We start from the raw sequence: 21,071 nt of genomic DNA on the forward strand, positions 1-21,071 counted from the left end.
CGTCCACCTCGAGGATCAGGCGATGTGCTGGTCCTCGGGACGGATGATCTTGGTGCGCATGATCGTCTCGTTGAGGCGGAGCAGACGCTCAAGCTCGTGCGAGGACTCCGGGGTCGAGTGGAAGTTCACGACGGCGTAGATGGCCTCGTGCTTCTTCCGGATCTCATAGGCCAGGCGGCGACGGCCCCAGACGTCGATCTCGTCCACAGAGCCGCCGTCCTTCTTGACGATCTCCATGTACTTGCCGAGAGTCGGCTCCACAGTGCGCTCATCCACCTCGGGGTCGACGAGCACCATCAGTTCATAGTGACGCATGTGTTGAACCCACCTCCTTCGGTCTGGCGGTCACGGGCTTTCCGTAACAGGAGGTTCTATGCGTGCGTCTCCGCTGAGCGGACTTCTGCATGCACCGATGTACGGGCACGCAGAACCCCCAGGAAGACAACCTGCACTATCGTACCGGCAATCCCGTGCCCGCACTACCCGGATCGAGAATCCCTGGGTTTGTGAGTTCTCCCGTGGAACATACAGCGGGATAACTCACAAACCCAGGGATTCTCGATAGGGAGGGGTGGGGTCAGACGGTGAGTTCCGTGGTGAAGAACCCGACGACGGCATCGCGCAGCGACGCCACATCCTCCACGCCGCACATCTCCCGCGCCGAATGCATCGACAGCAGCGGGATCCCGACGTCGACGGTACGGATCCCCAGCCGGGTCGCGGTGATCGGGCCGATCGTGGACCCGCAGGGGATGTCATTGCGTGAGACGAACTCCTGGCTCGGCACCCCGGCGGCACGGCAGACCTGCGCCCACATCGCAGCCCCCGGCGCATCAGTGGTGTAGCGCTGATTGGCGTTGATCTTCAGCAGCGGCCCCCGGTTGAGCAGCGGCCGGTTGGCCGGATCATGCCGCTCAGGGTAGTTCGGATGCACTGCGTGCCCGGCATCGCAGGACAGGTGCCAGGACTCCCCGAACGCCCGCGCCCGCTGCGCCACCGTGGCCCCCAACCCCTCATAGATCCGCCCGAGCACCTCTTCCAAGAACGGCCCCGCGGCCCCGGAGCGTGAGGCGGAGCCCAGCTCCTCGTGATCGAAGGCCGCCAGCACAGGGATCACCGCACCGGCATCGGCGGTGTCAGCGATCTGCTCCAGCGCGGTGATCCCCGCGTGCACCGAGGAGAGGTTGTCCAGCCGCCCCGAGGCGAAGAACTCCTGATCCGCGCCGAACCGCGCCGGAGGCTGCGCATCGGCGACGACGACGTCGTACCCGTCGACCTCACCCGCCTCGAGCCCGGCGGCCCGGGCGACGACGGCGAGCACATCAGCCTGCGCCGCCTGCTCGGCAGTCCCCGCCAGCCCCAGCACCGGTGCAGTATGCGCCTGCTTGCCCACGGTCAGCCCGTCATTGACCTGCCGGTCCAGGTGGATGGCCAGCTGCGGGATGCGCGCCACCGCACCGGTGGCAGCCAGGTGGGTGGCGCCGTCGCGGGTCACCAGCCGACCGGCCAACCGCAGCTCCCGGTCCAGCCACGAGTTCAGCAGCGGACCACCGTAGACCTCAGTACCAGCCTGGACCCACCCGTGGGAGAGCACGGTGGGCTTGGGCTTGAGCTTGAATCCCGGGGAATCGGTGTGGGCACCGAGGATCCGCAGCGGGGTCGTCGCCGTCGCGGATTCCGGGATGATCCATGCGAGCACCGCGCCGTCGCGGACCACCACATAGCGCCCGGGAGCACTGGGCCAGTCCTGGTGCTCGCCGAGCTGGGTGAATCCGGCGGTGACCAGCCGCCGGGCCGCGGCGTCGGCGGCGTGATACGACGACGGCGAGGCGGTCACGTAGTCGCCGAGGTCGTCGATGAGCTGGTAAGCGGTCAGTGCGGTGCGCGAATCGGCCATAGTCACCATCGTAGGCGTCCGCGCACCACACCGACCTGCACAGAACACAGACCTGTACAGACCTCCACCAATCTGCACAGACCCGCAACGACATGCACCCAGTGGCGGCACCGCTGGCGAGTGCCCCGCTCAGCCCAGTACGTCGCCGATGTACCCACCGGGCGCACAGCCCGGCGGTACGGCGAAAACGGCACTGCCGATCGGGGTGGTCCACTCATTGAGCCGGTCGAGCTCCGCGAGCCGCCGCTGCACCGGCAGGAACTGCCTGATCACATCAGCCTGGAAGGCGATAAACAGCTGACCGGAGTCGCTGATCCCTGCGCCTGCCGGTGGGCGATCGTAGCTGTAGCTGCGCCTCAGCATCTGCTCTTCCGGACTCTGTGCTCGGGCCCGGCGCATATGTGCGCTCTCCTCGATCACCGGGAACCCCAGTGGGGTCGTGGCGTCGAAGTCGGCGGCATCATGTTCGTGCTCACCGGTCAGCGGGGCACCCTCACTGAGGTCACGGCCGATGGCGGCCTCCTTCCCGCTGCGGGCCAGCTCATCCCAGCCATCGAGGTCCATGCGGATCAGCCGGACCACCATCGACGTGCCGCCCTCGATCCAGGGCCGGATCGGGCTGTCGAGGTGCTGTGGCGGATGACCCCAGACCACGAACTCCTGGCCGTCATCACCGGCAGTCGGCTGCACCGTACCGTCGACCTGCCCGAACAGGTTGCGATGGGTGACCCCGGGACGGTGGACGCCCCGCGCGGGCCGGAAACCCTCCTGGATCCACCGCGGCCGCGCGTACGGCCGGGCATCCTTGAGCAGCATCCGCCGGGCATGTGCCAGGGAGACGGGGTCATCACCGCAGAGCTGAAGCCCCAGATCACCGCCGCAGAGCTCCTCATCCAGTTCATCGATGCGGAACTCGGGCAGCTCCTCCAGCCACTCGGGGGCTGCCCCGGGAGACAGGGTCTCCACCAGGCGCCGGCCGAATCCGAAGGTCACCGTCATCGAGGCCGGAGTCAGCGCCAGCTCAGGTTCGGTGTCCGCGAGCGCCGGTTCACCGGCGGTGAGTCGGGCGGCATCATCGCTGAGCAGCCTCAGCAGCCTGACGATGGAGCGCGCATCCGCGCCCTCACGCAGGTCCAGGGCGATGAACACCAGATGGGCTTGCGGGGCCGTGGTGATCCCGGCCTGACGCGGACCGTGGAAGGGTTCGACGTCGGCGCCGAACTGAATCGACCGTTCCTGCGGCTCACGGGCTGCCTGCACTCCGAGCACTGTGCCGACACCGATCCCGGCACTGGCCAGGGCTCCGGCTCCGCCGACCCCGGCAGTGGCCAGCAGCCGACGGCGGGAGACCCTCTCCGGCGATGCGCCCTCCGGCTCCTGGTCAGTGGTCCTGGTCATCGTGGTCATCCCCGTTGCCATGGCTGTCACTGTTGTCTTCAGTGTTGCTGTCCTCGGCGCTGTTGTCCTCGGCGCTGTCCTCGGCGCTGTCCTCCTCGTCATAAGGGGCGTCATCACCGCCCTCGTCCTTGACCATCGCCTCGAAGCTGAGCTCCGTGTCATCGGAGAGCGTGAGGATGATCTCCACACTGTCACCGGGGTGCAGCTGCTGGTCCAGGCCCATGAGCATGAGGTGATCATCACCGGGCTCCAGCTGCAGCGAACCTCCGGCGGGCACGGGGAAGCCGCCCTCGATCTGGCGCATCTGCTCCACGCCGTCATCGTCGACGACGACTTCATGCAGTTCCACCGTCTCGGCCTCGGCGGAGCGGGCGGAGACGATCTCGACGTCCTCCTCTCCGGAGTTGGTGATCTCACCGAAGACTCCGGTCATCTCAGCATCTGTGGCGCGGGTCCAGGTGTCCTCGGCCCTCAGGGGCGCCTCCTCTGCCTGGGCTGTCGACTCCGCGACCTCCTCGGCGGCCTCCTCATCGGAATCCGTGCAGGCGGTGAGTCCGGCCCCGATCAGCAGCACCGCGGAGCTCAGCGAGGTGAGGCGGGCGGCAGAGGGCAGGGGAGAAAACAGAGCAAATGGCAGGGCAGAGCTCATGGTCTTGGTCATGAAAGGGTCCTCTCAGGCATCGCTGATCAGCGGCGCACGTGGGCGCCGCTCAGCGAGGGATATCAGGGGTATAGATAGGTCGAGGCCTGAGAACACGGGTGTGCGCACGGCACACGGTGGCTCAGGCAGTGACCGCCGGAGGACCTCTGAGCTTCAGGACACCACGGAGGAGGCGGCCGATGATCGGCGCGTACTCTGTGCACACCGGCAGGCGGGTCACTGGCCGGAGCCGCCGCGGCTCGGCGCGGATGATCCGCAGCACTGCGCGCAGATCGAGCAGCTCCAGCGCCCGCGCGACGGCGAGCTCCCCGTACCGCAATCCGAACAGCGTCATTGCCGCAGCGAGCAGGTGGGCGAGGATCATCACCAGCCCGGCCTCATGCAGCACCCCCTCATGCCACGCCCCCTCATGCCACCCGGCGGCGTGTTCCATCGGCGCTCCTGGCGCCCCAGGCATAGCCGCATCGGCGTGCCCGGGGGAATGACGGTGCTGGCCGTGTGGAGCGAGTGAACTGACACCACCGGCGTTCGAGGCGGTATTAGCGGCGCTACTCGAGGCGACAGTCGTCAACTCCCCCAGATGCAGGGGGAAGAGCGTGAACAGGCCGTGGAAGAGCAGCTGAGCACCGGTGACCACAGCGGCCAGCGAGAACAGGGAGCGGCGTCGTCCCGCCAGCAGCACCCCGATCGGCCCGCTGATCAGCAGGACGGCGAGGATCAGCACCGGATGAGGCAGCGCCGCCCCGGCGGCAGTATGCGAGAACGCGGCAGTAAGCACGGCGAGCCAGGACGCGGTCATCCCGCGCCCGTAGCGCCCCCATGCAGTCTGATTCTGCGTCATCTCACTCGGCACGTCCTCGTCGACGGTCGGTCCGCGACGTCAACTCTACTGTGCGTATTCTACTGGGTGTAGAAAACCGTCAGCGACGCCGCTCAGCCCTCCCGGCGGACCAGCCCCGACTCATAGGCATAGACCACCGCCTGCACTCGGTCACGCAGCTGCAGCTTCGTCAGAATCCGCCGCACATGGGTCTTCACCGTCGCCTCCGAGAGAAACAGCTTCGCCGCGATCTCCGCATTGGACAGCCCCTCGGCCACGCAGAACAGCACCTCAGCCTCACGCTGAGTCAGCGCCTCCCGGTGGACGCCGTCGTCGCGGGCTGCGGCGATCTCGGCCCCGGTGGGCGGACCCTTCCGGGAAGTCTTCGACGGCGAGCGCCCCGCCACAGCCCCGGAACCCACGGCGCTGCCGGTTCCCGTACCCGAAGCACCGCCTGAAGCACGGTCTGGAGCACCACCTGAAGCACCGCCCCGGACATAGGTGTCCAGCAGTCGCTGCGTGATGCGCGGGGCGACGACGGCGTCGCCTTCAGCCACCACCCGCACTGCGCTGACCAGGTCTTCCGGGGTCACGTCCTTGAGCAGAAACGCACTGGCACCTGCCTGCAGACCCGCGAAGGCGTACTCGTCGAGATCGAACGTGGTCAGGATGATCACCCGCGCACAGGGGAACTCCGCGACAATCCGCCGGGTGGCCTCGATACCGTCCATCCGGGGCATCCGCACATCCATCAGCACCACATCAGGACGGCGTTCTGCGGCGAGACCCCCAATCACCTCTAGGGCCTCCGCGCCGTCGCCGGCCTCCGCGACGACCTCCACATCCTCCTCACCTTCGATGATGAGCCGGAACCCCATGCGCAGCAGGTGCTGATCATCGACCAGCATCACCCGCAGGGGACCGGGGCTGCGTTCCGGCCGCTCCGCCGCACCAGGCACTCGTGCCATATCAGGCTCGTCTGCCGCCATCGCCGTCTCTCCTTCTGCCGTCATCTCCATCATCGAGTGAACCTCAGCTCTCCCATGAACCTCAGCCCTCCCGTGAACCTCGTCGTGGGGCCTCAGCCGACGACCCCGCCCCCGCCTTCCGGGGGTTCGAGCACCGCGTGGACCATCCAACCCCGCCGGGCACCGGGACCGGCATACACCGACCCGTTGTAGAACGCCGCACGCTCACCCATCCCCCGGATCCCCTGCCCCGAACCCACTGAGGGCGCCGGCGTCTCACCGAGCAGCCCGTCGTCGGCGATCGTCAACATCAGCTGACCACTGGGCGCCATGCCCAGCGCCCGCTGGTCCGCGGCCGAGAGCCCGTCGCTGCTCAGCCGCTCACGCTCAGCCGCCGAGGGCCCGGGCACATGCTCGATGGTCACCTGCACCTCACTGACCTGTTTGCCGTAGCGCAGCACATTGGTCAGCGCCTCCTGCAGAATCCGATGCACCGTGAGGACGAACGCCTGATCCTGCGGCAGCGGCGGGCCCTTCGTCGTCACCGCCAGGGGCAGCCCCGCCTGCCGGAATCCGGCGAAGAGCTCCTCCAGGGAACCCTGCACCGGGCGGCGAGCCTCTTCGACGTCGTCACCGGCCCGCAGCACACCGATCACCCGGCGCATATCGCCCAGGGCGGTGCGTCCGGTGCTGGAGACCTCCCCCATCACCTCGCTGGCGCGCTCAGGATCCCGGCGGGCCACCACCCGGGCTCCGTCAGCCAAGGAGATCATCACCGAGAGCGAATGGGCGACGACGTCGTGCATCTCCCGCGCGATCCGGTTACGTTCACCGATCTGCGCCAACTCGCGTGAATGCTCCGCCCACTGCATGACCTCCTGCTCATGTTCCCGGCCGCGGCGCACCGCCGCACCCAACGCCGCGGAGACGCAGGAGAACGCGACCAGCACCAGCACGGTCTGGATGAGCACCACGGTCATATCCCCACCACCGGCCCCGGCCTCGATGGCGAACCGCTCCTGCTGAGCGGGGCCGCCGTGGACTGTGGACCAGCTGTGGGCGCGCAGCATCGGTGAGACAGCCACCAGAGAGGTGCCCACTGCGATCACCAGCCCCCGCAGCAGACCACGACTGCGCCCCACGGCATAGAGCGCGAACCACAGGCCCAACAGCTGCGGGGAATACCAGGGGTAGATCAGAGTCTGCAGCGTCTCACCCAGCGTCACTGCCGCGGTGACCCACAGCGGTGCGCGCAGCCGCAGCAGCAGTGCGGCAGCGATCAGGCACCCCAGCACAAAGATCCACACCGCCGTGGCTCCGAGGTCTGCGACGGTCTCTCGCACGGCGAACCCCGTGATGAGCAGGTAGATCCCCACAATGAGCAGCGTCATCACCCGCGGGTGTGCCCGGGCCCAGCCGCGCAGACCACGACGACGCAACGGTGCCGGCACCTGCCCCGAAGGCAAGGTGCCGGCACCGGACGGCGTCGTCGGATTCTTCATACCGCCGAGACTACCCAGACCGGCGGCACAGATGAGGACTCAGCACTCAGACGTCACGACGGCGGAACAGCCACGTGCCGAGCCCCAGGGCCACGAGCAGCCACACCAGCAGGCCGAGGCCGGCCTGAGCCGGATCCAGCGTCTCCATCTCGGGGACAGTCATGCTGCTGCCGACGTCACGGAACGAGTCGATCAGGGCACCGAACTGCCAGGTGTTGATGGCATCGACCACCGGGTTGTCCGTGACCAGCCCGGCGATGATGCTCATCGCCATCGGACCGATGAACAGCAGCGCGGCCAGCACGACGATCGAGCCTGCCGAGCTGCGCAGGATCAGGCCCAGGCCGAAACCGAGCAGCGTCACCACGACCACGACGAGGAGATTCGCCCCGATGATCTGCCAGACCTCCGCTGAGCCGAAGGCGAGGCTGAGATCGTGTGCCGAGAGGAACAGCACCACCGCGAGTGTGGCGCCGAGGATCAGTGCCGCACCGATGGCGGCGCCGGTGAGCGCGGCCGCCGTCGCCTTCGCCGTCACGAGGGTCAGACGGCGGGGGACGGCGGCCATCGTGGAGCGGATCGAACCGGAACCGTACTCAGAGGTGACGGAGAGGACGCCGATGCATCCGATGAGGATCAGCGCGAAGAACAGCCCTGCCATCAGGACCTGGGTCAGCAGCTCCTGACCGGCCTGCTCCGCACCCATGGAGTCGACGAAGTCGGAACCCTCCTGCAGCATCCAGCCGAAGCTGTAGAGGATGAGGGTGACCATCAGACCGGTCATCACCACAGAGGTGATGCTCAGCCACAGAGTGGAGCGCATACCGGTGAGCTTGCCGAGCTCCGAGCGCAGAATCCGCGCGAAGGACAGTCCCGGCAGGGACGCATCCGAGGTGAAGGGACGGACTCTCTGGCCGTCGTCGCAGCTTGCGGTGCTCAGACGATCCGAGGTCTGCTGCGGAGTGCGCGTGTCGAGGTGCTGGGGTGAGGTATTCATCGCAGGGCTCCTTCGTGGTCTGCGCTGTCAGTGGCCGCAACCGGACGCGCGGTGGCGCTCTCGCCGGTCGCTGGGCCGGTGACGGTTGTGGTGCCTGCACCGGTGTGCTCGTCGAGACCGCCGCTGCGGTACTCCACGGAGTCTTCGGTGAGCTGCATGTAGGAGTCCTCCAGGGAGCTGCGCAGCGGGGTGAGCTCGTGGAGTGGAATCCCCGCCTGCAGGGCGGCGCGGCCGATGCTGCGGGCGTCCAGCCCGGTGACCTCGAAGCTCTCGGCGTCTCTGCTGGTCAGCGTGACGCCGTCGGCGGCGAGCGCCCGAGCCAGCTCGGCGGCCTGCTCGGAGCGGACCAATGTGCGGGCCTCTCCGGTGCCGTCGATGAGCTCGTGGATGGGCAGATCGGCGATGATCCGGCCCTTGCCGAGCACGATCACGTGATCAGCTGTCTGAGCCATCTCAGCCATGAGGTGGGAGGAGAGGAACACGGTACGGCCCTCATCGGCCAGGCGCCGGGTGAGGCGGCGGACCCAGCGCACACCTTCGGGGTCGAGGCCGTTGACCGGTTCGTCGAAGATGACGGTGGCCGGGTCACCCAGCAGCGCGGCGGCGATGCCCAGGCGCTGGTTCATGCCCAGGGAGAAGCCTTTGATGCGCTTGGTGGCGACCTGATCGAGGCCGGTCATGCCGATGACCTCGTCCACCCGGGAATGGGGTATGCCGTGGGTGGCGGCGAGGATGCGCAGGTGGCCGCGGGCGGTGCGCCCGGGGTGGGTGGCCCCGGCGTCGAGCACGGCACCGACCTCACGCAGTGGGGCGGCATGGTCGGCGAAGCGTTTGCCGTTGACGGTGATGCTGCCCCGGGTGGGGGTGTCGAGGCCGACGGCCATACGCATCGTGGTGGACTTTCCGGCGCCGTTGGGGCCGAGGAACCCGGTCACGCGGCCGGGGGCGGCGGTGAAGCTGATGTCATCCACGGCTGTCTTGGCGCCGTAGGTCTTGGTCAGCGATTCGGCGGTGATCACGGCTGATCTCCCTCCTGTGGCGTGCTGCAGAGCGGTTCTGCGGTACGTCTCCCACGCTACGGAGGGCGCGGGCCTGTGGCGTCAGGCCACAGGGTGATCTCTGCGTGGGACGAAGGTCATCCTTGAGGAGTACGCTCACCCGGCCTGACCGGTTCCCTCATCCGAGTCTTCCGACTGACTCTTCCTGCCCCGATCCGGTCCGTGCACCCGGTCCGGTCCATCCACGCGGTCTTCCCCCGCGCCGATCCTCCCCGCCCCACCCCGCGACCCATCGAGGGAGAGAATCTTGTCCCAGATTTCGGCGTGTCGAGGTAAATTTCTCTCCCTCGATCAGGGGGGACGGCGGGCAACTCATCGAGGGAGAGAAGGTGGTGCCGCATACCGGCGTGTCGCAGCAACTTTTGCTCCCTCGATGACGAGTGGAACCCAGAGCCTCTCACGACCCGGGAACACCGAGGAAAGCTACAGCCCTGGCACCGGCTCAGCGCCAGGCAGGACGACGACGGTAGGTCACCGCGCGGACCAGACCCTCCACCGGGCCGGTGCTAAAGACCCGCATCCACAGCAGGGAGAACACCACCTGCCCACTCCAGAGCATCAGTGCCAGCAGCCCCACCACCCAAGCCGGGAGCGCACTGCCGAATCCGCCGCCCAGATCCAGACCCACCCGCGAGAAGACCAGTGCAAGCACCAGAGACTGAGTCAGGTAGTTCGTCAGTGACATCCGCCCCGCCGGGGCCACTGCGCGCACCACCGGGGCTGCCGTAGCTGCGCGCAACAGCAGCAGACCCGCCAGGACATAACCGGTGGCCTGCAGAGGACCGGCGGCGAGGATCAACGTGGTCACCAACGGATCAGCACCGCCGGAGACGCCGACGTCGGAGTCTGCACTCATCAGCTGGCGCATCGCGGCCGCCGCACTCAGACCCAACCCCAGTCCTAAGCCGACCGTCATCAGGCCGAGCAGTCGGGTCATCGGCACTTCACGAGCGAGGATCCGCGGCAGAATCCCCGAACGTCCCACCACCAGCCCGATGAGAAACCCCGCGAGCACCAGCGGACCCTGCCCGAACAGCACCGAGGCCGCCACTGCCGGATAGTCGCGCCACTGAGCTGCGAGATAACCGGCCAAGCCGCCGTCCTCGCTGTCCGAGCCCATACCGCCCAGACCACCTGCCCGCCCCGAACCATCAGCACCACCCCCGCTCGGCTCATGCAGCATCTCCGCCCCCGCCGCACCGGCCATGAGCACCACCGTCACCAGGTACAGCAGCGCGGCGAGCAGCAGCGCCGCCCGGGTGCTGAGCCTGCGCAGCCCCAGCAGCAGAGCACCCAGCACCGCGTAGGCGAGCAGAATGTCCCCGACGAACAGCAGCAGCCCGTGGATCACCCCGAGCACTGCCAACACAAGGAATCGCCGCAGCGACCACGCCACCACCGACTCCCCGGCACGCTCAGCCGAGGCCCACTGCCATGTGAAGGAGAGCCCGAAGAGGAAGGCGAAGACCATATAGGCCTTGCCCTCGAAGAGCAGGGTCACCAGAAACGCCGTGGACGCATCCGCGACAGAGCCGATGGGGATCTCTCGGCCGCCGTCGACCAGCGGCGCAGGGTAGGCGAAGAACCAGATGTTGACGGCCAAGATGCCCAGCAGCGCACAGCCGCGCAGTGCATCGACGACCGCCAGGCGCGGATGCGCCGCGAGGGTCAGCGCTCGACCTCCCCGCGGATGAACGCCTCCACCCGCTCCCGGGCTTCGGTGTCATGGAGCTGCTCGGGCGGGGACTTCATGAAGTAGCTCGACGCCGAGACCAGCGGACCACCGATGCCCCGGTCCAGGCCGATCTTCGCCGCACGGACCGCATCGATGATCACCCCGGCCGAGTTCGGCGAGTCCCAGACCTCCAGCTTGTACTCCAGAGAGACCGGTGCGTCGCCGAAGGTCCGGCCCTCCAATCGGACGTAGGCCCATTTGCGGTCATCGAGCCACTGGACGTAATCGGAGGGACCGATGTGCACATCCCGGGCCGCCAGATCCGCGGAGGTGTTGGAGGTCACCGCCTGCGTCTTGGAGGTCTTCTTCGACTCCAGCCGCTCACGTTCGAGCATGTTCTTGAAGTCCATGTTCCCGCCGACGTTGAGCTGGTAGGTCCGATCCAGGTGCACGCCGCGGGATTCGAACAGCGCCACCAGCTCCCGGTGGGTGATCGTCGCCCCGATCTGGGATTTGATGTCATCGCCGACGATCGGCAGCCCCGCGTCGGTGAACCGCTGCGCCCATTCCTCAGTCCCGGCGATGAACACCGGCAGCGCGTTGACGAACGCCGCACCGGCGTCGATGGCCGCTTGGGCGTAGTGCTTCGCCGCCTGCTCCGAACCCACCGGCAGATAGCAGACGACGACGTCGACGGCCGCCTCCCGCAGCGCCTCGGCCACGTCCACGGGTTCCTCCTCGGACTCCACGATCGTCTCCCGGTAGTACCGGCCCAGACCGTCGACGGTGGGCCCGCGCTGGACGATGACCTCAGTGGCGGGGACATCGGCGAGGTGGATGGTGTTGTTCTCGGAGGAGAGGATCGCCTTGGAGAGGTCCTGGCCGACCTTCGCGGCGTCGACGTCGAAGGCGGCGACGAACTCCACGTCGTCGACGTGATAGTCCCCGAAGCGCACGTGCATCAGACCCGGGACATCCTGGTCATCGGGGGCGCTGCGGTAATACTCCACACCCTGGATCAGGGAGGAGGCGCAGTTGCCCACCCCGACGACGGCGACTCGGATCGGATTGCCTGCCACGTCATGACTCCTTCGTCCGGCGCCACGGCGCGCCGATTGCGATCAGATGGGACTGCGCCATTATTCCATCACTGCCGGTGCGTGGGCGGCTCCGCATCACCGATGAGCGGCCGTAGGCTGGTGCGCGATGAGATCTTCCCGGCCCCGCACCCCCGATCCGGATGCCCAGACCGCTGCGCCCGACGTCGATGCCCCGACCCGGTCCGATCCGTTGCTGCGCGCGCTCTCCGACCGGTTCGGCGGCCCGGCCGGGCAGCGGATCCGGCCCTCCGGAGGTCGGGAGCCTGGAAGTCAGGACGCCGTGGCCCATCGACGCTCAGCCGTGACGTGGGTACTCATCGCGCTGACCTTAGCCGGGGTGCTGCTGTCCCTGCTGCACATGGGGCACTGCCGCGCTGAGGGGTGGGGCGGCGTCGCCGTCTACCACCACGGCTGCTACTCCGATGTGGCGGCCCTGTACTCGGGCCGGGAGCTGGATTCCACGCCGTGGGCACCGTTCCGCGGGGATATGTGGTTCGAATACCCGGTGCTCACCGGGCTGCTGGCCTCTCTCGCGGCAGTGGTGACCCAAGCCATCGCGGGGCTGTTCCCCACCGGGCCGACGCCGGAGCAGACCCCGCTGCTGAACTATTGGGGTGAGCGCGAGTCGCTGCTGTACTGGGATGTCAGCTTCGTGATGACGGCGGCCGCCTGGGTAGTACTGGTGCTGGCGGTGATGAAGGCGGCTGGTCGGCGTCCTTGGGATGCGGCCATCGTGGCGATCGCCCCGCCGATCGTGCTCACTGCCGGCATCAACTGGGATATGTGGCCGGCTGCGGCCTTGGCGCTGGCGATTCTCGCTCATCTGCGCGGCAGGCACCTGACCGCGGGGGTGCTGATCGGAGTGGGCACGGCGTTCAAGATCTATCCGCTGTTCATGCTCGGGGCGGTGTTCGTGTTGGCTGTGCGTACTGTGCTGGGCCGAGACACGGGGCGGGCTCATGGCCCGGGGCAGGGTCACACCGCGCGCGCCGAGGTCGGGCTGCCGGAGTTTCTGCGCACGCTGCTCGGCGCGGTGGGCGCGTGGCTGGTGGTCAACGTCCCGGCGATGCTGATCAGTTTCCAGGCATGGGGGCAGTTCTACGAGTTCTCCGACGAACGGGGTGCGGGAAATTCCTCCCTGTGGCATGTGTGGTCGATTCTGGCCGGAGACCGGGGGTGGGCGGTTCCGGATGCGCAGTTCATCTCCACCTGGAGTTTCCTGCTGTTCCTGTTCGCCTGCGTGGGTGTGCTGGCCCTGGGGTTGGCGGCGCCGAGGCGACCGCGGATGGTGCAGCTTCTGCTGCTGATCGTGGCGGCGTTCATCCTGGTCAATAAGGTGTATTCGCCGCAGTTCGTGATCTGGCTGCTGCCGCTGCTGGCTTTGGCGGCGCCGCGGTGGCGAGATGTGCTGATCTGGTCGGTGGTGGAGGTGCTGCATTTCTGGGCGATCTGGATGCACTTGGCCGCTCGGGTGGGTGAGTATGAGTCACAGCATGTGATGGGTGAGGCGGTGTTCGTCCTCGCCGTCGTCGCGCATATGGCGGTGACGCTGTATGTGATGGGGGTGGTCGTCCGTGACATCCTCCGCCCCCAGTATCGAGAATCCCTGGCTTTGTGAGTTCTCCCGCCGTATGTTCCACGGGATACCTCACAAACCCAGGGATTCTCGATCGTGGGAGAGGTGAACGTCAAGCACCCTTGACGTAAAGGTTGCTTGACGCGCATAGTGGAGTCATCCGTTTCAAGGAGGCCGCCATGCGCACGGAAACACCCAGCCCGACGTCGACGCGCTCCGCCTGGGGACGCTCCCGTTTCGGCGGCGGGCAGACTGCTCTGATCACCGCCTCGCTGCTGGGAGGGCTCGTGCTCGCGGCACTGTTCAGCCTGGTGCTCGGAGCCCTGGTAGCCGCGGAACACCTGGGCCTGTTCCTCATCATCGGCACCGCGGTCATGGCTCCTGTGGCCTGTGCCGGCGTCTGGGCGACACTGGTCGACCGCTCGACGGTGCGCGGCGCGGTGAGCAGGCCGGAACGGACGATTGAGAACGACTGGTTCGACAAGGCCGCCGTCCGATGCTTCTACACCGTCGGGATCATCCTCGGACCCGCCATCCCGCTGTTCCTGATCGCCGAGGCGCGCCAGTGGTGGCCCGCACCGCCGACGTCGTTGGTGCTGACCGCCGTGCTGCTGCTGATCTGGGGAGCCTGGGCAGTCCACTACCAGCTGATCAAACGGGCTGAGTCCTGATGGAGAACTCCCTGCCGGAACACCGCCGGGAACTGGGGTGGTCACAACAGCGCCTGGCTGATGAGCTCGGCGTCTCCCGCCAGACGATCATCTCCCTGGAGAAGGGCCGCTACGACCCCTCGTTGCCCTTGGCCTTCGACCTCGCTCGCGCCTTCGACTGCCGCATCGAGGATCTGTTCTCGCCCGACGCCGGGTGACACCGCCGACCGGTGATCCCTGGGTTTGTGAGGTATCCCGTGGAACATACGGCGGGAGAACTCACAAAGCCAGGGATTCTCGATATCCGGGGGAGGTCATGTGGCCTGCTCGGACCACCAGCTCCGCAGCAGCTCGACGGCGTCATCCTCGGGGATCGGGCCGTGCTCCATCCGATGGTCCAGCAGGAAGCGGTACGCCTTCCCCACCGTGGGGCCGGGCGGAACGTCGAGCACCGCCATGATCTGCTCGCCGTCGAGGTGGGGCCGGATCTTGGCCAGCTCCTCCTGCTCGGCCAACACCGCGATTCGCTCCTCGAGGTCGTCGTAGGCGTGATCCAACCGTGCAGCCTTGCGCCGGTTCCGCGTGGTCACATCGGAACGGGTCAGCCGGTGCAGCCGCTCCAACTGGTCCCCGGCATCGGTGACGTAGCGGCGCACCGCCGAATCAGTCCACCCGGCCTCGCCGTAGCCATAGAACCGCATGTGCAGCTCCACCAGCCGACTCACCGCCCGGATGGACTCCTTATCGAAACGCAGCGCCTGCATCCGCTTGCGGGTCAGCTTCGCCCCGACGACGTCGTGGTGCCGGAAACTCACCCCGCCTCCGGATTCGAACCGGCGGGTCTTGGGCTTGCCCACATCATGCATCAGCGCGGCGAAACGCAGCACGAAATCAGGCCCCGGAACCGGCCCTTCGGCATCGGTCTCCAGATCAGCGGCCTGTTCCAGGACCTGCAGCGAGTGCTGGTAGACGTCCTTGTGCCGTCGGTGCTCGTCATCAGTGAGCCGCAGGGCCGGGATCTCCGGCAGCACCACATCGGCCAACCCGGTCTCCACCAGCAGGTCCACCCCCCGGCGGGGGTACTGCCCACAGATCAGTTTGACCAGTTCCTCACGCACCCGCTCGGCGGAGACGATCTCCAGCCGTGCGGACATCGCTGTCATCGCCTCCCGCACATCATCAGTGACCTCAAGGCCCAGCTGCGAGGCGAAACGCGCGGCGCGCATCATACGCAGCGGGTCATCGGAGAAGGACTCCTCAGCGGTGGCCGGCGTCCGCAGCCGCTTCGCCACCAGATCCCGGACTCCGCCGTGCGGGTCCACCAGCTCCAGGGAGGGCAGCCGCAGCGCCATGGCGTTGACCGTGAAATCCCGACGCACCAGGTCATCACCGAGGTCCCTGCCGAAATGCACCTGCGGCTTCCGGGACGTGAGATCATAGGCTTCTGCGCGGTAGGTGGTGACCTCAATGGTGTCGTCGCCGCGGCGGATCCCGATGGTGCCGAAGTCCCGGCCGATGTCCCAGTGGGCATCCGCCCAGCCGTGGACCGTGGCGATGATCTCATCGGGTGTGGCGTCGGTGGTGAAGTCCAGGTCCGGAGAGGTCCGTCCTAAGAACAGATCACGCACCGGCCCGCCGACCAGAGAGAGCTCGAAGCCGTGGGCGGCGAACTGTTCGCCGAGCTCGACGACGACGTCGGGCAGCCAGGCACCGTCGGGGAATCCAGCAGGGAGGTAGGGCATAGCGCCTCTCAGTCTCCCACAGCTTCTCACCGCCCTCCGCAGGCGCTGCGCCACCCCTGCACTACCCTGCGCCGACCCTCAGCAACGCCCTGGTCAGGTTCCCACCGCAGCTCCCTGTGCACCTCACCGCTAGAGTGGAGTGCATGAACGATCAGGGTGCCGGAGGTGAACCGCTCACCCCTCTGACCATGCAGACCACCATGCAGAGGGGTCCTCGCCGCGCGCCCGTACCGAAGCCGCCGCGCCCTGAAGGGGGCCTGCCCACGGTCGAGGAGGTCAGTGCCGGCGGTGTGGTGATCCGCCCCGGCCCGCACGGTTTCGAGGTGGCGATCATCGCCCGCTATAACCGCGGTGGACGCCTGGAATGGTGCTTACCGAAGGGCCATCCGGAGGGTGAGGAGGACTTCGCCCGCGCCGCGGTGCGTGAGGTGGAGGAGGAGACGGGGATCTCCGGCAGCATCCTCACCACTCTGGGCAGCATCGAGTACTGGTTCACCGTGCCCACCCACCGGGTGCACAAGACGGTGCATCACTTCCTGCTCGAGGCCGTCGGCGGGGAGCTGACCACGGAGAAGGACCCGGATCATGAGGCCGTCGACGTCGCCTGGGTGGCTCTGGAGGATCTCGACCGCACGCTGTCCTTCCCCAATGAGCGGCGCATCGTCACGATGGCGCGCCAGGTCATCGCGGACACGCTGTAGGGCAGAGGTGGTCGAGCTGTTGTCCGGTCGCACGCGTTATAGTCATCGCCGATGAGTCAGTCCGCCTCCGCCTCCGCGCCAGAGTCCACGCGCCCCTCCCACGAACCTGAAGGCGGCATGGCACGTGCCAGCGCCCTGATGGCCTCCGGCACGCTGGTCTCACGCCTGCTGGGCTTCGTACGCACGGCCCTGCTGGCGATCGCCATCGGCTCGACGGCGATGGTCGGGGACATCTTCGAGAAGGCCAACACGGTCCCGAACATCATCTACATGCTGCTGGCCGGGGGCATGTTCAACGTGGTGTTGGTGCCTCAGCTGATCAAGGCGGCCAAACGTCCTGATCAGGGGGCCGACTACACCTCGCGGCTGCTGACCCTCTCAGTCATCATCCTCGGTATCGCCACCACGCTGCTGACCTTGGCCGCCTATCCGGTGATCTCGGCGCTGACGCTGGACTGGTCTCCGGAGATGCTGGCGCTGGGCACCGCCTTCGCCCTGTGGACGCTGCCGCAGGTGTTCTTCTACGGGCTCTATGCGGTGGTCGGGCAGATCCTCAACGCGAACGCGAAGTTCGGCTGGTACATGTGGGCGCCGGTGCTGAACAACATCATCGCGATCACCGTGATCGTCTCCTACATCGTGATCTTCGGCGCGTACCACGCTGAGGGTGACCAGCTGGCGGAGTGGACCACCACGCAGACCATCTGGCTCGGTGCCGGGCACACTGTCGGCATCATCTCCCAGGCGCTGCTGCTGTTCTGGCCGCTGCGCCAGCTGCCGTTCCCGGTCCGTCCGAAGTTCGGCTGGAAGGGTATGGGTCTGCGTTCGGCCGGCAAGATCGCCGGGTGGACCTTGGCGACGATGCTCATCGGCAATCTGGCGAATCTGGCGTATATGCGGCTGATCTCCGGCGCCACGGCCAGCCGTGATGAGCTGGGCCCGGCGGCGGCCTCAGTGCCGGGTGAGTATGCGGCCAATGCGGCCCAGCTGATCACGGTGCTGCCGCATTCGGTGTTCGTGCTCTCCATCGCCACGGTGCTGTTCAATCAGCTGGCTCGGGCGATGGACACCGGTAAGTATGAGCGGTCGAAGGAGCTCATCAACGAGGGTCTGCGGATGTTCGCCATCCCGGTGATGTTCTGCATGGTCGCAGTGCTGGTGCTGGCCGGGCCGCTGGGCCGACTCTTCGGTGGTGGGGCGGAGACCGCACACCTCTCGGGTGCGGCGATCGGTCAGCTGCTGGTGCTGCTGGCCTTAGGCATGCCGTTCCGCTCGGCGAACTTCTATCTGATCCGGGTGTTCTATTCGGCGGAGGATGCGAAGACGCCGTTCGTCGTCCACGGGATCATCGCTGCGATGTGCCTGACGGTGTCCTACGGGCTCAGTCCGTTCCTGCCCAATCACGTGCTGCCGTATCTGGTGATCGGCTTGTTCTCCTTCTCCCATGTGGTGCAGTACGTCATCGTCCACCGGTGGGTGGTCCGCCGCTGGGGCGGTTTCGACTTCGATTCGGTGATCAGCGCCTATTCGCGCACCGGGTGGGCTGCGCTGGTCTCTGGCGTGGCCGGTGCGGGGGTGCTGTGGCTGTTCGGCGGCTACACCTGGGGCTTCGCCTGGCAGTCCATCCCCACGGCGTTGCTGACCTGCGCTGTGGTGGGTGTGGTCATGGGTCTGGTGTTCGTGGTGATGCTGCGTGCGATGCGGGTTCGGGAGTTCGATGACGTCGTCGCTCCGTTGGCCCGGCGAATTCCGGCGTTGGCCCGGCTGAGCCGGTAAGCTGAGGCGCAGCCCGCACCCGTACCGAGACAGCCCCGCAGGAGGACCGCCGTGCCCCAGCCTTTCGCCGTCGGCGACGTGGTCGGAGGTCGCTATCGCATCACCCACCATGTGGTCACCTCGGCCGATCAGGACATCGTCTTCGAGGGGACCGATCAGGTGCTCAACCGTGAGGTGAGCATTCTGCTGGCCTCGCGCTCGAATGCCAAGCAGGTGGCCACGTCGGCCAAGGAGCTGGCCACCGGGGAGCGGGTCTCGGATGTGCAGGTCTTGGACCTCGGGTTGGCTGAGGATCGGACGTATCTGATCGCCTCGCTGACGGATCCGAACGGGTTGCTGGACCTTGTGGTTCCGGATGCCGCGCCCTATGTGGAGCCGTTCTTCACCGATTCGCTGGGTTCGGAGATCTTCGGTCAGTCCCGGGTGATGGAACCGGAGACGTATCACGACGACGAGGAGTATTACGCCGCGCTGACAGAGTCTGAGTCGGAGACGGGGCGTCGTCGTCCGGCGAAGCGCCGTCCGGGGTTCTTGGATCGGGTCTCGGATACCTTGAACCGGCGGCTGGGTACCTCGGAGTCTCGCGGTGCCGGCAACCGGGAGGATGAGGCGGAAGCGGCGGCGCAGCCTGGGCCACCCGAGCAGTCTGGGCAGTCTGAGGCCGAGCAGGCGGTCCCCGCGGCTGAGGGGTCCACTGGTGACGACGACGTCGCCTCGTCCTGGCGAGGTGACCAGGAGTCGACGGAGCGGCACGCCAGCGCGGGTTCCTCCGGGCAGTGGGTTGAGCGGACAGATGACGAGGCCGCTGAGCATGCTGGCACGGCGCAACAGCCCGGGCAGCAACCCGGGCAGGAGCTGCCGCGCTCGTCCAGTGCTGAGCAGGAGCGCGCGGAGACCGAAGCGGCTGTGAATGAGGGCCAGGAGGCCCTGGAACAGCGGGCCGGGATCGCTGAGGAGCCCCTTGCACCGGTGGCGGCCTACCGTGATGCCGAGCTGCCGGAGATTCCGCAGCCGGAGCTGCCCGAGCACATCGACGACGACGCCGCTGAGGAACCCGAAGAGCTCACCGATCTGCCCGAGGACACCGGAGGTTCGGCGCCCTCGGAGGTCGAGCTGCCGGAAGAGTCCTCCGCTGAGTCTTACGCTGGCTCTCACGCTGAGTCTTACACTGACTCCCACACTGACTCCCCTGCGGAGATCCCTGCCGAAACGTCTACCGAGGCTCCCGAGGCTCCCCAGGAGGGCCCGGAGCACACTCCTGCGGCACCCGAGGAGCCCGAAGAGTTCTCCGCCTCCGCGGCCGGTGTCTCGGCAGTACCCGCACCACGGCCTACACGGCCTCGCCGTCGCCCGGAGCGGACTTCGGGGATCGCGGCGGGCATCCCGGCTCTGGCTGATCTGAGCATCGCTGAGGTCGGCGCCGCCGCTGATACCCCGGAGGCCTTCGGTGTGCGCGCAGCACAGGACGGTCAGTATGTGCCGCTGTCAGAGGCCGAGGCCGCCCGTCCTTCCCTGAGCGAGACCCCCGACGACGCCGGCGCCACGGGGGATCACGAGGAGGCACGGGGCGCTCAGCCCGCAGGTGACACCGTCGTCGATCCCTGGGCCGATGATCCGGACCCTGAGGACGTCATCGACGACCCACCCGCCGAGCCGATCACCGAGTACGACAGGCACCGTGGTGGTTCCGCTGGCGCCGCGGCGGGGCTGGGTGCCGCCGGTTCTGCCGCCGTCGGTTCAGATGTCTCCGGCGAACTGCACCCGGAGCAGCCGGAGCCCGGTACGGCGGCCTTCGTCGAGGAGGATGAGCCCCGCGACGGCCGGGAACCCGTCGGCGCCGGCAGTACAGGCACGGGCAGTACAGGCACCGGTGCCGGGCCGGGCCGGTGGATCGCGCTGAGCCTGCTGGGTGTGGTCCTGCTGATCGTTGCGATCATCATCTTCACCCAGCTCGGCGGCGGGGATCAGACCGCCGATGAGGGCTCCGGTGAAGAAGAGGAGAACGGTCAGGCCGAGGGCTCCGACGACGGCGAGGAGCAGCCGGAGCTCTCCATCGCCTCGGTGACCCGCGAGGTCCCGGAGAACGCCGAGCTCGGTGAGGAGTTCGATGCGGACCTGGAGAACCTCCTCGACGATGACGAGTCGACCGCCTGGAGCACGTACAACTACGGCAATGCCACCTACGGCGGTTACGCCTCGGAGATGGCCGTGATCGCTGAGCTCGAGGAGCCCGGTGAAGTGCAGCAGGTGACCGTGGACCAGGATCCGGCTCAGCAGGGCGGTGCCTTCGAGGTGCTGGTCAATGATGAGCCCACTCTGGAGGGGGCCACCAATGTCGGCGAGGGAAGCTTCGGTGAGGAGCCCGCCGTCGTCGAGCTCTCTGAGCCCGCTGAGGCGCAGTACGTGATCCTCAACGTCACCGAGCTGCCGGAGAACTCGGAACCGGAGAACCCGGATCTGCCGTATCGGCTGGATCTGCGCGAACTCGACGTCAGCTGAGCGCACGGGAAGCCTGCCGGAATACTCCGGCGGCCAGGATGGTTCCCCTCT

At 67.4% G+C, this 21,071-nt stretch carries 18 protein-coding genes; 6 read left to right on the top strand and 12 right to left on the bottom strand.

The window, feature by feature from the left end:
* Positions 1 to 15: 15 nt before the first annotated feature.
* From rpsF to RIL96_RS09110, 11 genes are all read right to left on the bottom strand, one after another.
* On the bottom strand, positions 16 to 315 hold the full coding sequence (gene rpsF / locus RIL96_RS09060; protein WP_310548697.1) for a 30S ribosomal protein S6: 300 nt from the start codon (positions 313 to 315) through the stop codon (positions 16 to 18).
* A gap of 262 nt (positions 316 to 577) precedes the next feature.
* Positions 578 to 1,897 carry a M18 family aminopeptidase gene (locus RIL96_RS09065; RefSeq protein WP_310548698.1) on the bottom strand — a complete coding sequence of 440 codons (1,320 nt, stop codon included), beginning with the start codon at positions 1,895 to 1,897 and terminating at the stop codon, positions 578 to 580.
* Between the two features lie 129 nt (positions 1,898 to 2,026).
* Positions 2,027 to 3,295: a Dyp-type peroxidase gene (locus RIL96_RS09070; RefSeq protein ID WP_310548699.1), complete on the bottom strand. Its 1,269-nt coding sequence runs from the start codon at positions 3,293 to 3,295 to the stop codon at positions 2,027 to 2,029.
* Positions 3,279 to 3,956: a copper chaperone PCu(A)C gene (locus RIL96_RS09075; protein ID WP_310548700.1), complete on the bottom strand. Its 678-nt coding sequence runs from the start codon at positions 3,954 to 3,956 to the stop codon at positions 3,279 to 3,281. The genes RIL96_RS09070 and RIL96_RS09075 overlap by 17 nt, the downstream gene beginning before the upstream one ends.
* A 121-nt stretch (positions 3,957 to 4,077) precedes the next feature.
* Complete coding sequence (locus RIL96_RS09080; RefSeq protein WP_310548701.1) at positions 4,078 to 4,797, bottom strand: hypothetical protein; 720 nt, start codon at positions 4,795 to 4,797, stop codon at positions 4,078 to 4,080.
* A 92-nt stretch (positions 4,798 to 4,889) separates the two neighbouring features.
* A complete protein-coding gene (locus RIL96_RS09085) occupies positions 4,890 to 5,744 on the bottom strand; it encodes a response regulator (protein ID WP_310548748.1) in 855 nt (284 codons plus the stop codon).
* 113 nt (positions 5,745 to 5,857) lie between these two features.
* Positions 5,858 to 7,246 carry a sensor histidine kinase gene (locus RIL96_RS09090; RefSeq protein ID WP_310548702.1) on the bottom strand — a complete coding sequence of 463 codons (1,389 nt, stop codon included), beginning with the start codon at positions 7,244 to 7,246 and terminating at the stop codon, positions 5,858 to 5,860.
* Positions 7,247 to 7,292: 46 nt separating this feature from the next.
* A complete protein-coding gene (locus tag RIL96_RS09095; protein WP_310548703.1) occupies positions 7,293 to 8,243 on the bottom strand; it encodes an ABC transporter permease subunit in 951 nt (316 codons plus the stop codon).
* Entirely contained in the window at positions 8,240 to 9,262 is a 1,023-nt protein-coding gene (locus tag RIL96_RS09100; RefSeq protein ID WP_310548704.1) for an ABC transporter ATP-binding protein, read from the bottom strand. Before RIL96_RS09100 ends, RIL96_RS09095 begins: the two co-directional genes overlap by 4 nt.
* Positions 9,263 to 9,743: 481 nt before the next feature.
* Positions 9,744 to 10,904 (bottom strand): DUF418 domain-containing protein, encoded by a 1,161-nt coding sequence (locus RIL96_RS09105; protein WP_310548705.1) that lies wholly within the window; start codon positions 10,902 to 10,904, stop codon positions 9,744 to 9,746.
* Positions 10,905 to 10,969: 65 nt separating this feature from the next.
* The gene (locus RIL96_RS09110; RefSeq protein ID WP_310548706.1) at positions 10,970 to 12,055 is read right to left on the bottom strand and encodes an inositol-3-phosphate synthase; all 1,086 of its coding nucleotides are present in this window, start codon (positions 12,053 to 12,055) and stop codon (positions 10,970 to 10,972) included.
* Between the two features lie 127 nt (positions 12,056 to 12,182).
* Between RIL96_RS09110 and RIL96_RS09115 the strand changes: the two genes are divergently transcribed.
* From RIL96_RS09115 to RIL96_RS09125, 3 genes are all read left to right on the top strand, one after another.
* Positions 12,183 to 13,694, top strand: coding sequence for a glycosyltransferase family 87 protein (locus RIL96_RS09115; RefSeq protein ID WP_310548707.1), 1,512 nt, complete (start codon positions 12,183 to 12,185; stop codon positions 13,692 to 13,694).
* A gap of 137 nt (positions 13,695 to 13,831) precedes the next feature.
* Positions 13,832 to 14,323, top strand: coding sequence for a hypothetical protein (locus RIL96_RS09120; protein ID WP_310548708.1), 492 nt, complete (start codon positions 13,832 to 13,834; stop codon positions 14,321 to 14,323).
* Positions 14,323 to 14,520, top strand: a complete 198-nt coding sequence (locus tag RIL96_RS09125; protein ID WP_310548709.1) for a helix-turn-helix transcriptional regulator — start codon at positions 14,323 to 14,325, stop codon at positions 14,518 to 14,520. The genes RIL96_RS09120 and RIL96_RS09125 overlap by 1 nt, the downstream gene beginning before the upstream one ends.
* 96 nt (positions 14,521 to 14,616) lie before the next feature.
* On the opposite strand, the gene RIL96_RS09130 is transcribed toward RIL96_RS09125, so the two are convergent.
* Positions 14,617 to 16,044: a CCA tRNA nucleotidyltransferase gene (locus RIL96_RS09130; RefSeq protein ID WP_310548710.1), complete on the bottom strand. Its 1,428-nt coding sequence runs from the start codon at positions 16,042 to 16,044 to the stop codon at positions 14,617 to 14,619.
* 200 nt (positions 16,045 to 16,244) lie between these two features.
* Here RIL96_RS09130 and RIL96_RS09135 point away from each other — a divergent pair, with 200 nt between their 5' ends.
* Genes RIL96_RS09135 through RIL96_RS09145 form a run of 3 tightly spaced genes read left to right on the top strand, consistent with a single transcriptional unit; the run spans position 16,245 to position 21,020 of the window.
* Positions 16,245 to 16,745: an NUDIX hydrolase gene (locus RIL96_RS09135; protein WP_310548749.1), complete on the top strand. Its 501-nt coding sequence runs from the start codon at positions 16,245 to 16,247 to the stop codon at positions 16,743 to 16,745.
* 51 nt (positions 16,746 to 16,796) lie between these two features.
* The gene (gene murJ, locus RIL96_RS09140; protein ID WP_310548711.1) at positions 16,797 to 18,521 is read left to right on the top strand and encodes a murein biosynthesis integral membrane protein MurJ; all 1,725 of its coding nucleotides are present in this window, start codon (positions 16,797 to 16,799) and stop codon (positions 18,519 to 18,521) included.
* Positions 18,522 to 18,572: 51 nt separating this feature from the next.
* Positions 18,573 to 21,020 (top strand): ICP22 family protein, encoded by a 2,448-nt coding sequence (locus RIL96_RS09145; protein WP_310548712.1) that lies wholly within the window; start codon positions 18,573 to 18,575, stop codon positions 21,018 to 21,020.
* Positions 21,021 to 21,071 lie beyond the last annotated feature (51 nt).

It is taken from the genome of Nesterenkonia aerolata (genome assembly GCF_031470965.1).
Taxonomy (GTDB): Bacteria; Actinomycetota; Actinomycetes; order Actinomycetales; family Micrococcaceae; genus Nesterenkonia; species Nesterenkonia aerolata.

Bases quoted from the DNA above. Each gene is read 5' to 3' on its own strand.
- RIL96_RS09085 (WP_310548748.1), bottom strand. From the start codon at position 5,744: ATGGCACGAGTGCCTGGTGCGGCGGAGCGGCCGGAACGCAGCCCCGGT.
- RIL96_RS09070 (WP_310548699.1), bottom strand. From the start codon at position 3,295: ATGACCAGGACCACTGACCAGGAGCCGGAGGGCGCATCGCCGGAGAGG.
- RIL96_RS09135 (WP_310548749.1), top strand. From the start codon at position 16,245: ATGCAGAGGGGTCCTCGCCGCGCGCCCGTACCGAAGCCGCCGCGCCCT.
- RIL96_RS09065 (WP_310548698.1), bottom strand. From the start codon at position 1,897: ATGGCCGATTCGCGCACCGCACTGACCGCTTACCAGCTCATCGACGAC.
- murJ (WP_310548711.1), top strand. From the start codon at position 16,797: ATGAGTCAGTCCGCCTCCGCCTCCGCGCCAGAGTCCACGCGCCCCTCC.
- RIL96_RS09095 (WP_310548703.1), bottom strand. From the start codon at position 8,243: ATGAATACCTCACCCCAGCACCTCGACACGCGCACTCCGCAGCAGACC.
- RIL96_RS09115 (WP_310548707.1), top strand. From the start codon at position 12,183: ATGAGATCTTCCCGGCCCCGCACCCCCGATCCGGATGCCCAGACCGCT.
- rpsF (WP_310548697.1), bottom strand. From the start codon at position 315: ATGCGTCACTATGAACTGATGGTGCTCGTCGACCCCGAGGTGGATGAG.
- RIL96_RS09120 (WP_310548708.1), top strand. From the start codon at position 13,832: ATGCGCACGGAAACACCCAGCCCGACGTCGACGCGCTCCGCCTGGGGA.
- RIL96_RS09075 (WP_310548700.1), bottom strand. From the start codon at position 3,956: ATGACCAAGACCATGAGCTCTGCCCTGCCATTTGCTCTGTTTTCTCCC.
- RIL96_RS09080 (WP_310548701.1), bottom strand. From the start codon at position 4,797: ATGACGCAGAATCAGACTGCATGGGGGCGCTACGGGCGCGGGATGACC.
- RIL96_RS09090 (WP_310548702.1), bottom strand. From the start codon at position 7,246: ATGAAGAATCCGACGACGCCGTCCGGTGCCGGCACCTTGCCTTCGGGG.
- RIL96_RS09130 (WP_310548710.1), bottom strand. From the start codon at position 16,044: ATGCCCTACCTCCCTGCTGGATTCCCCGACGGTGCCTGGCTGCCCGAC.
- RIL96_RS09125 (WP_310548709.1), top strand. From the start codon at position 14,323: ATGGAGAACTCCCTGCCGGAACACCGCCGGGAACTGGGGTGGTCACAA.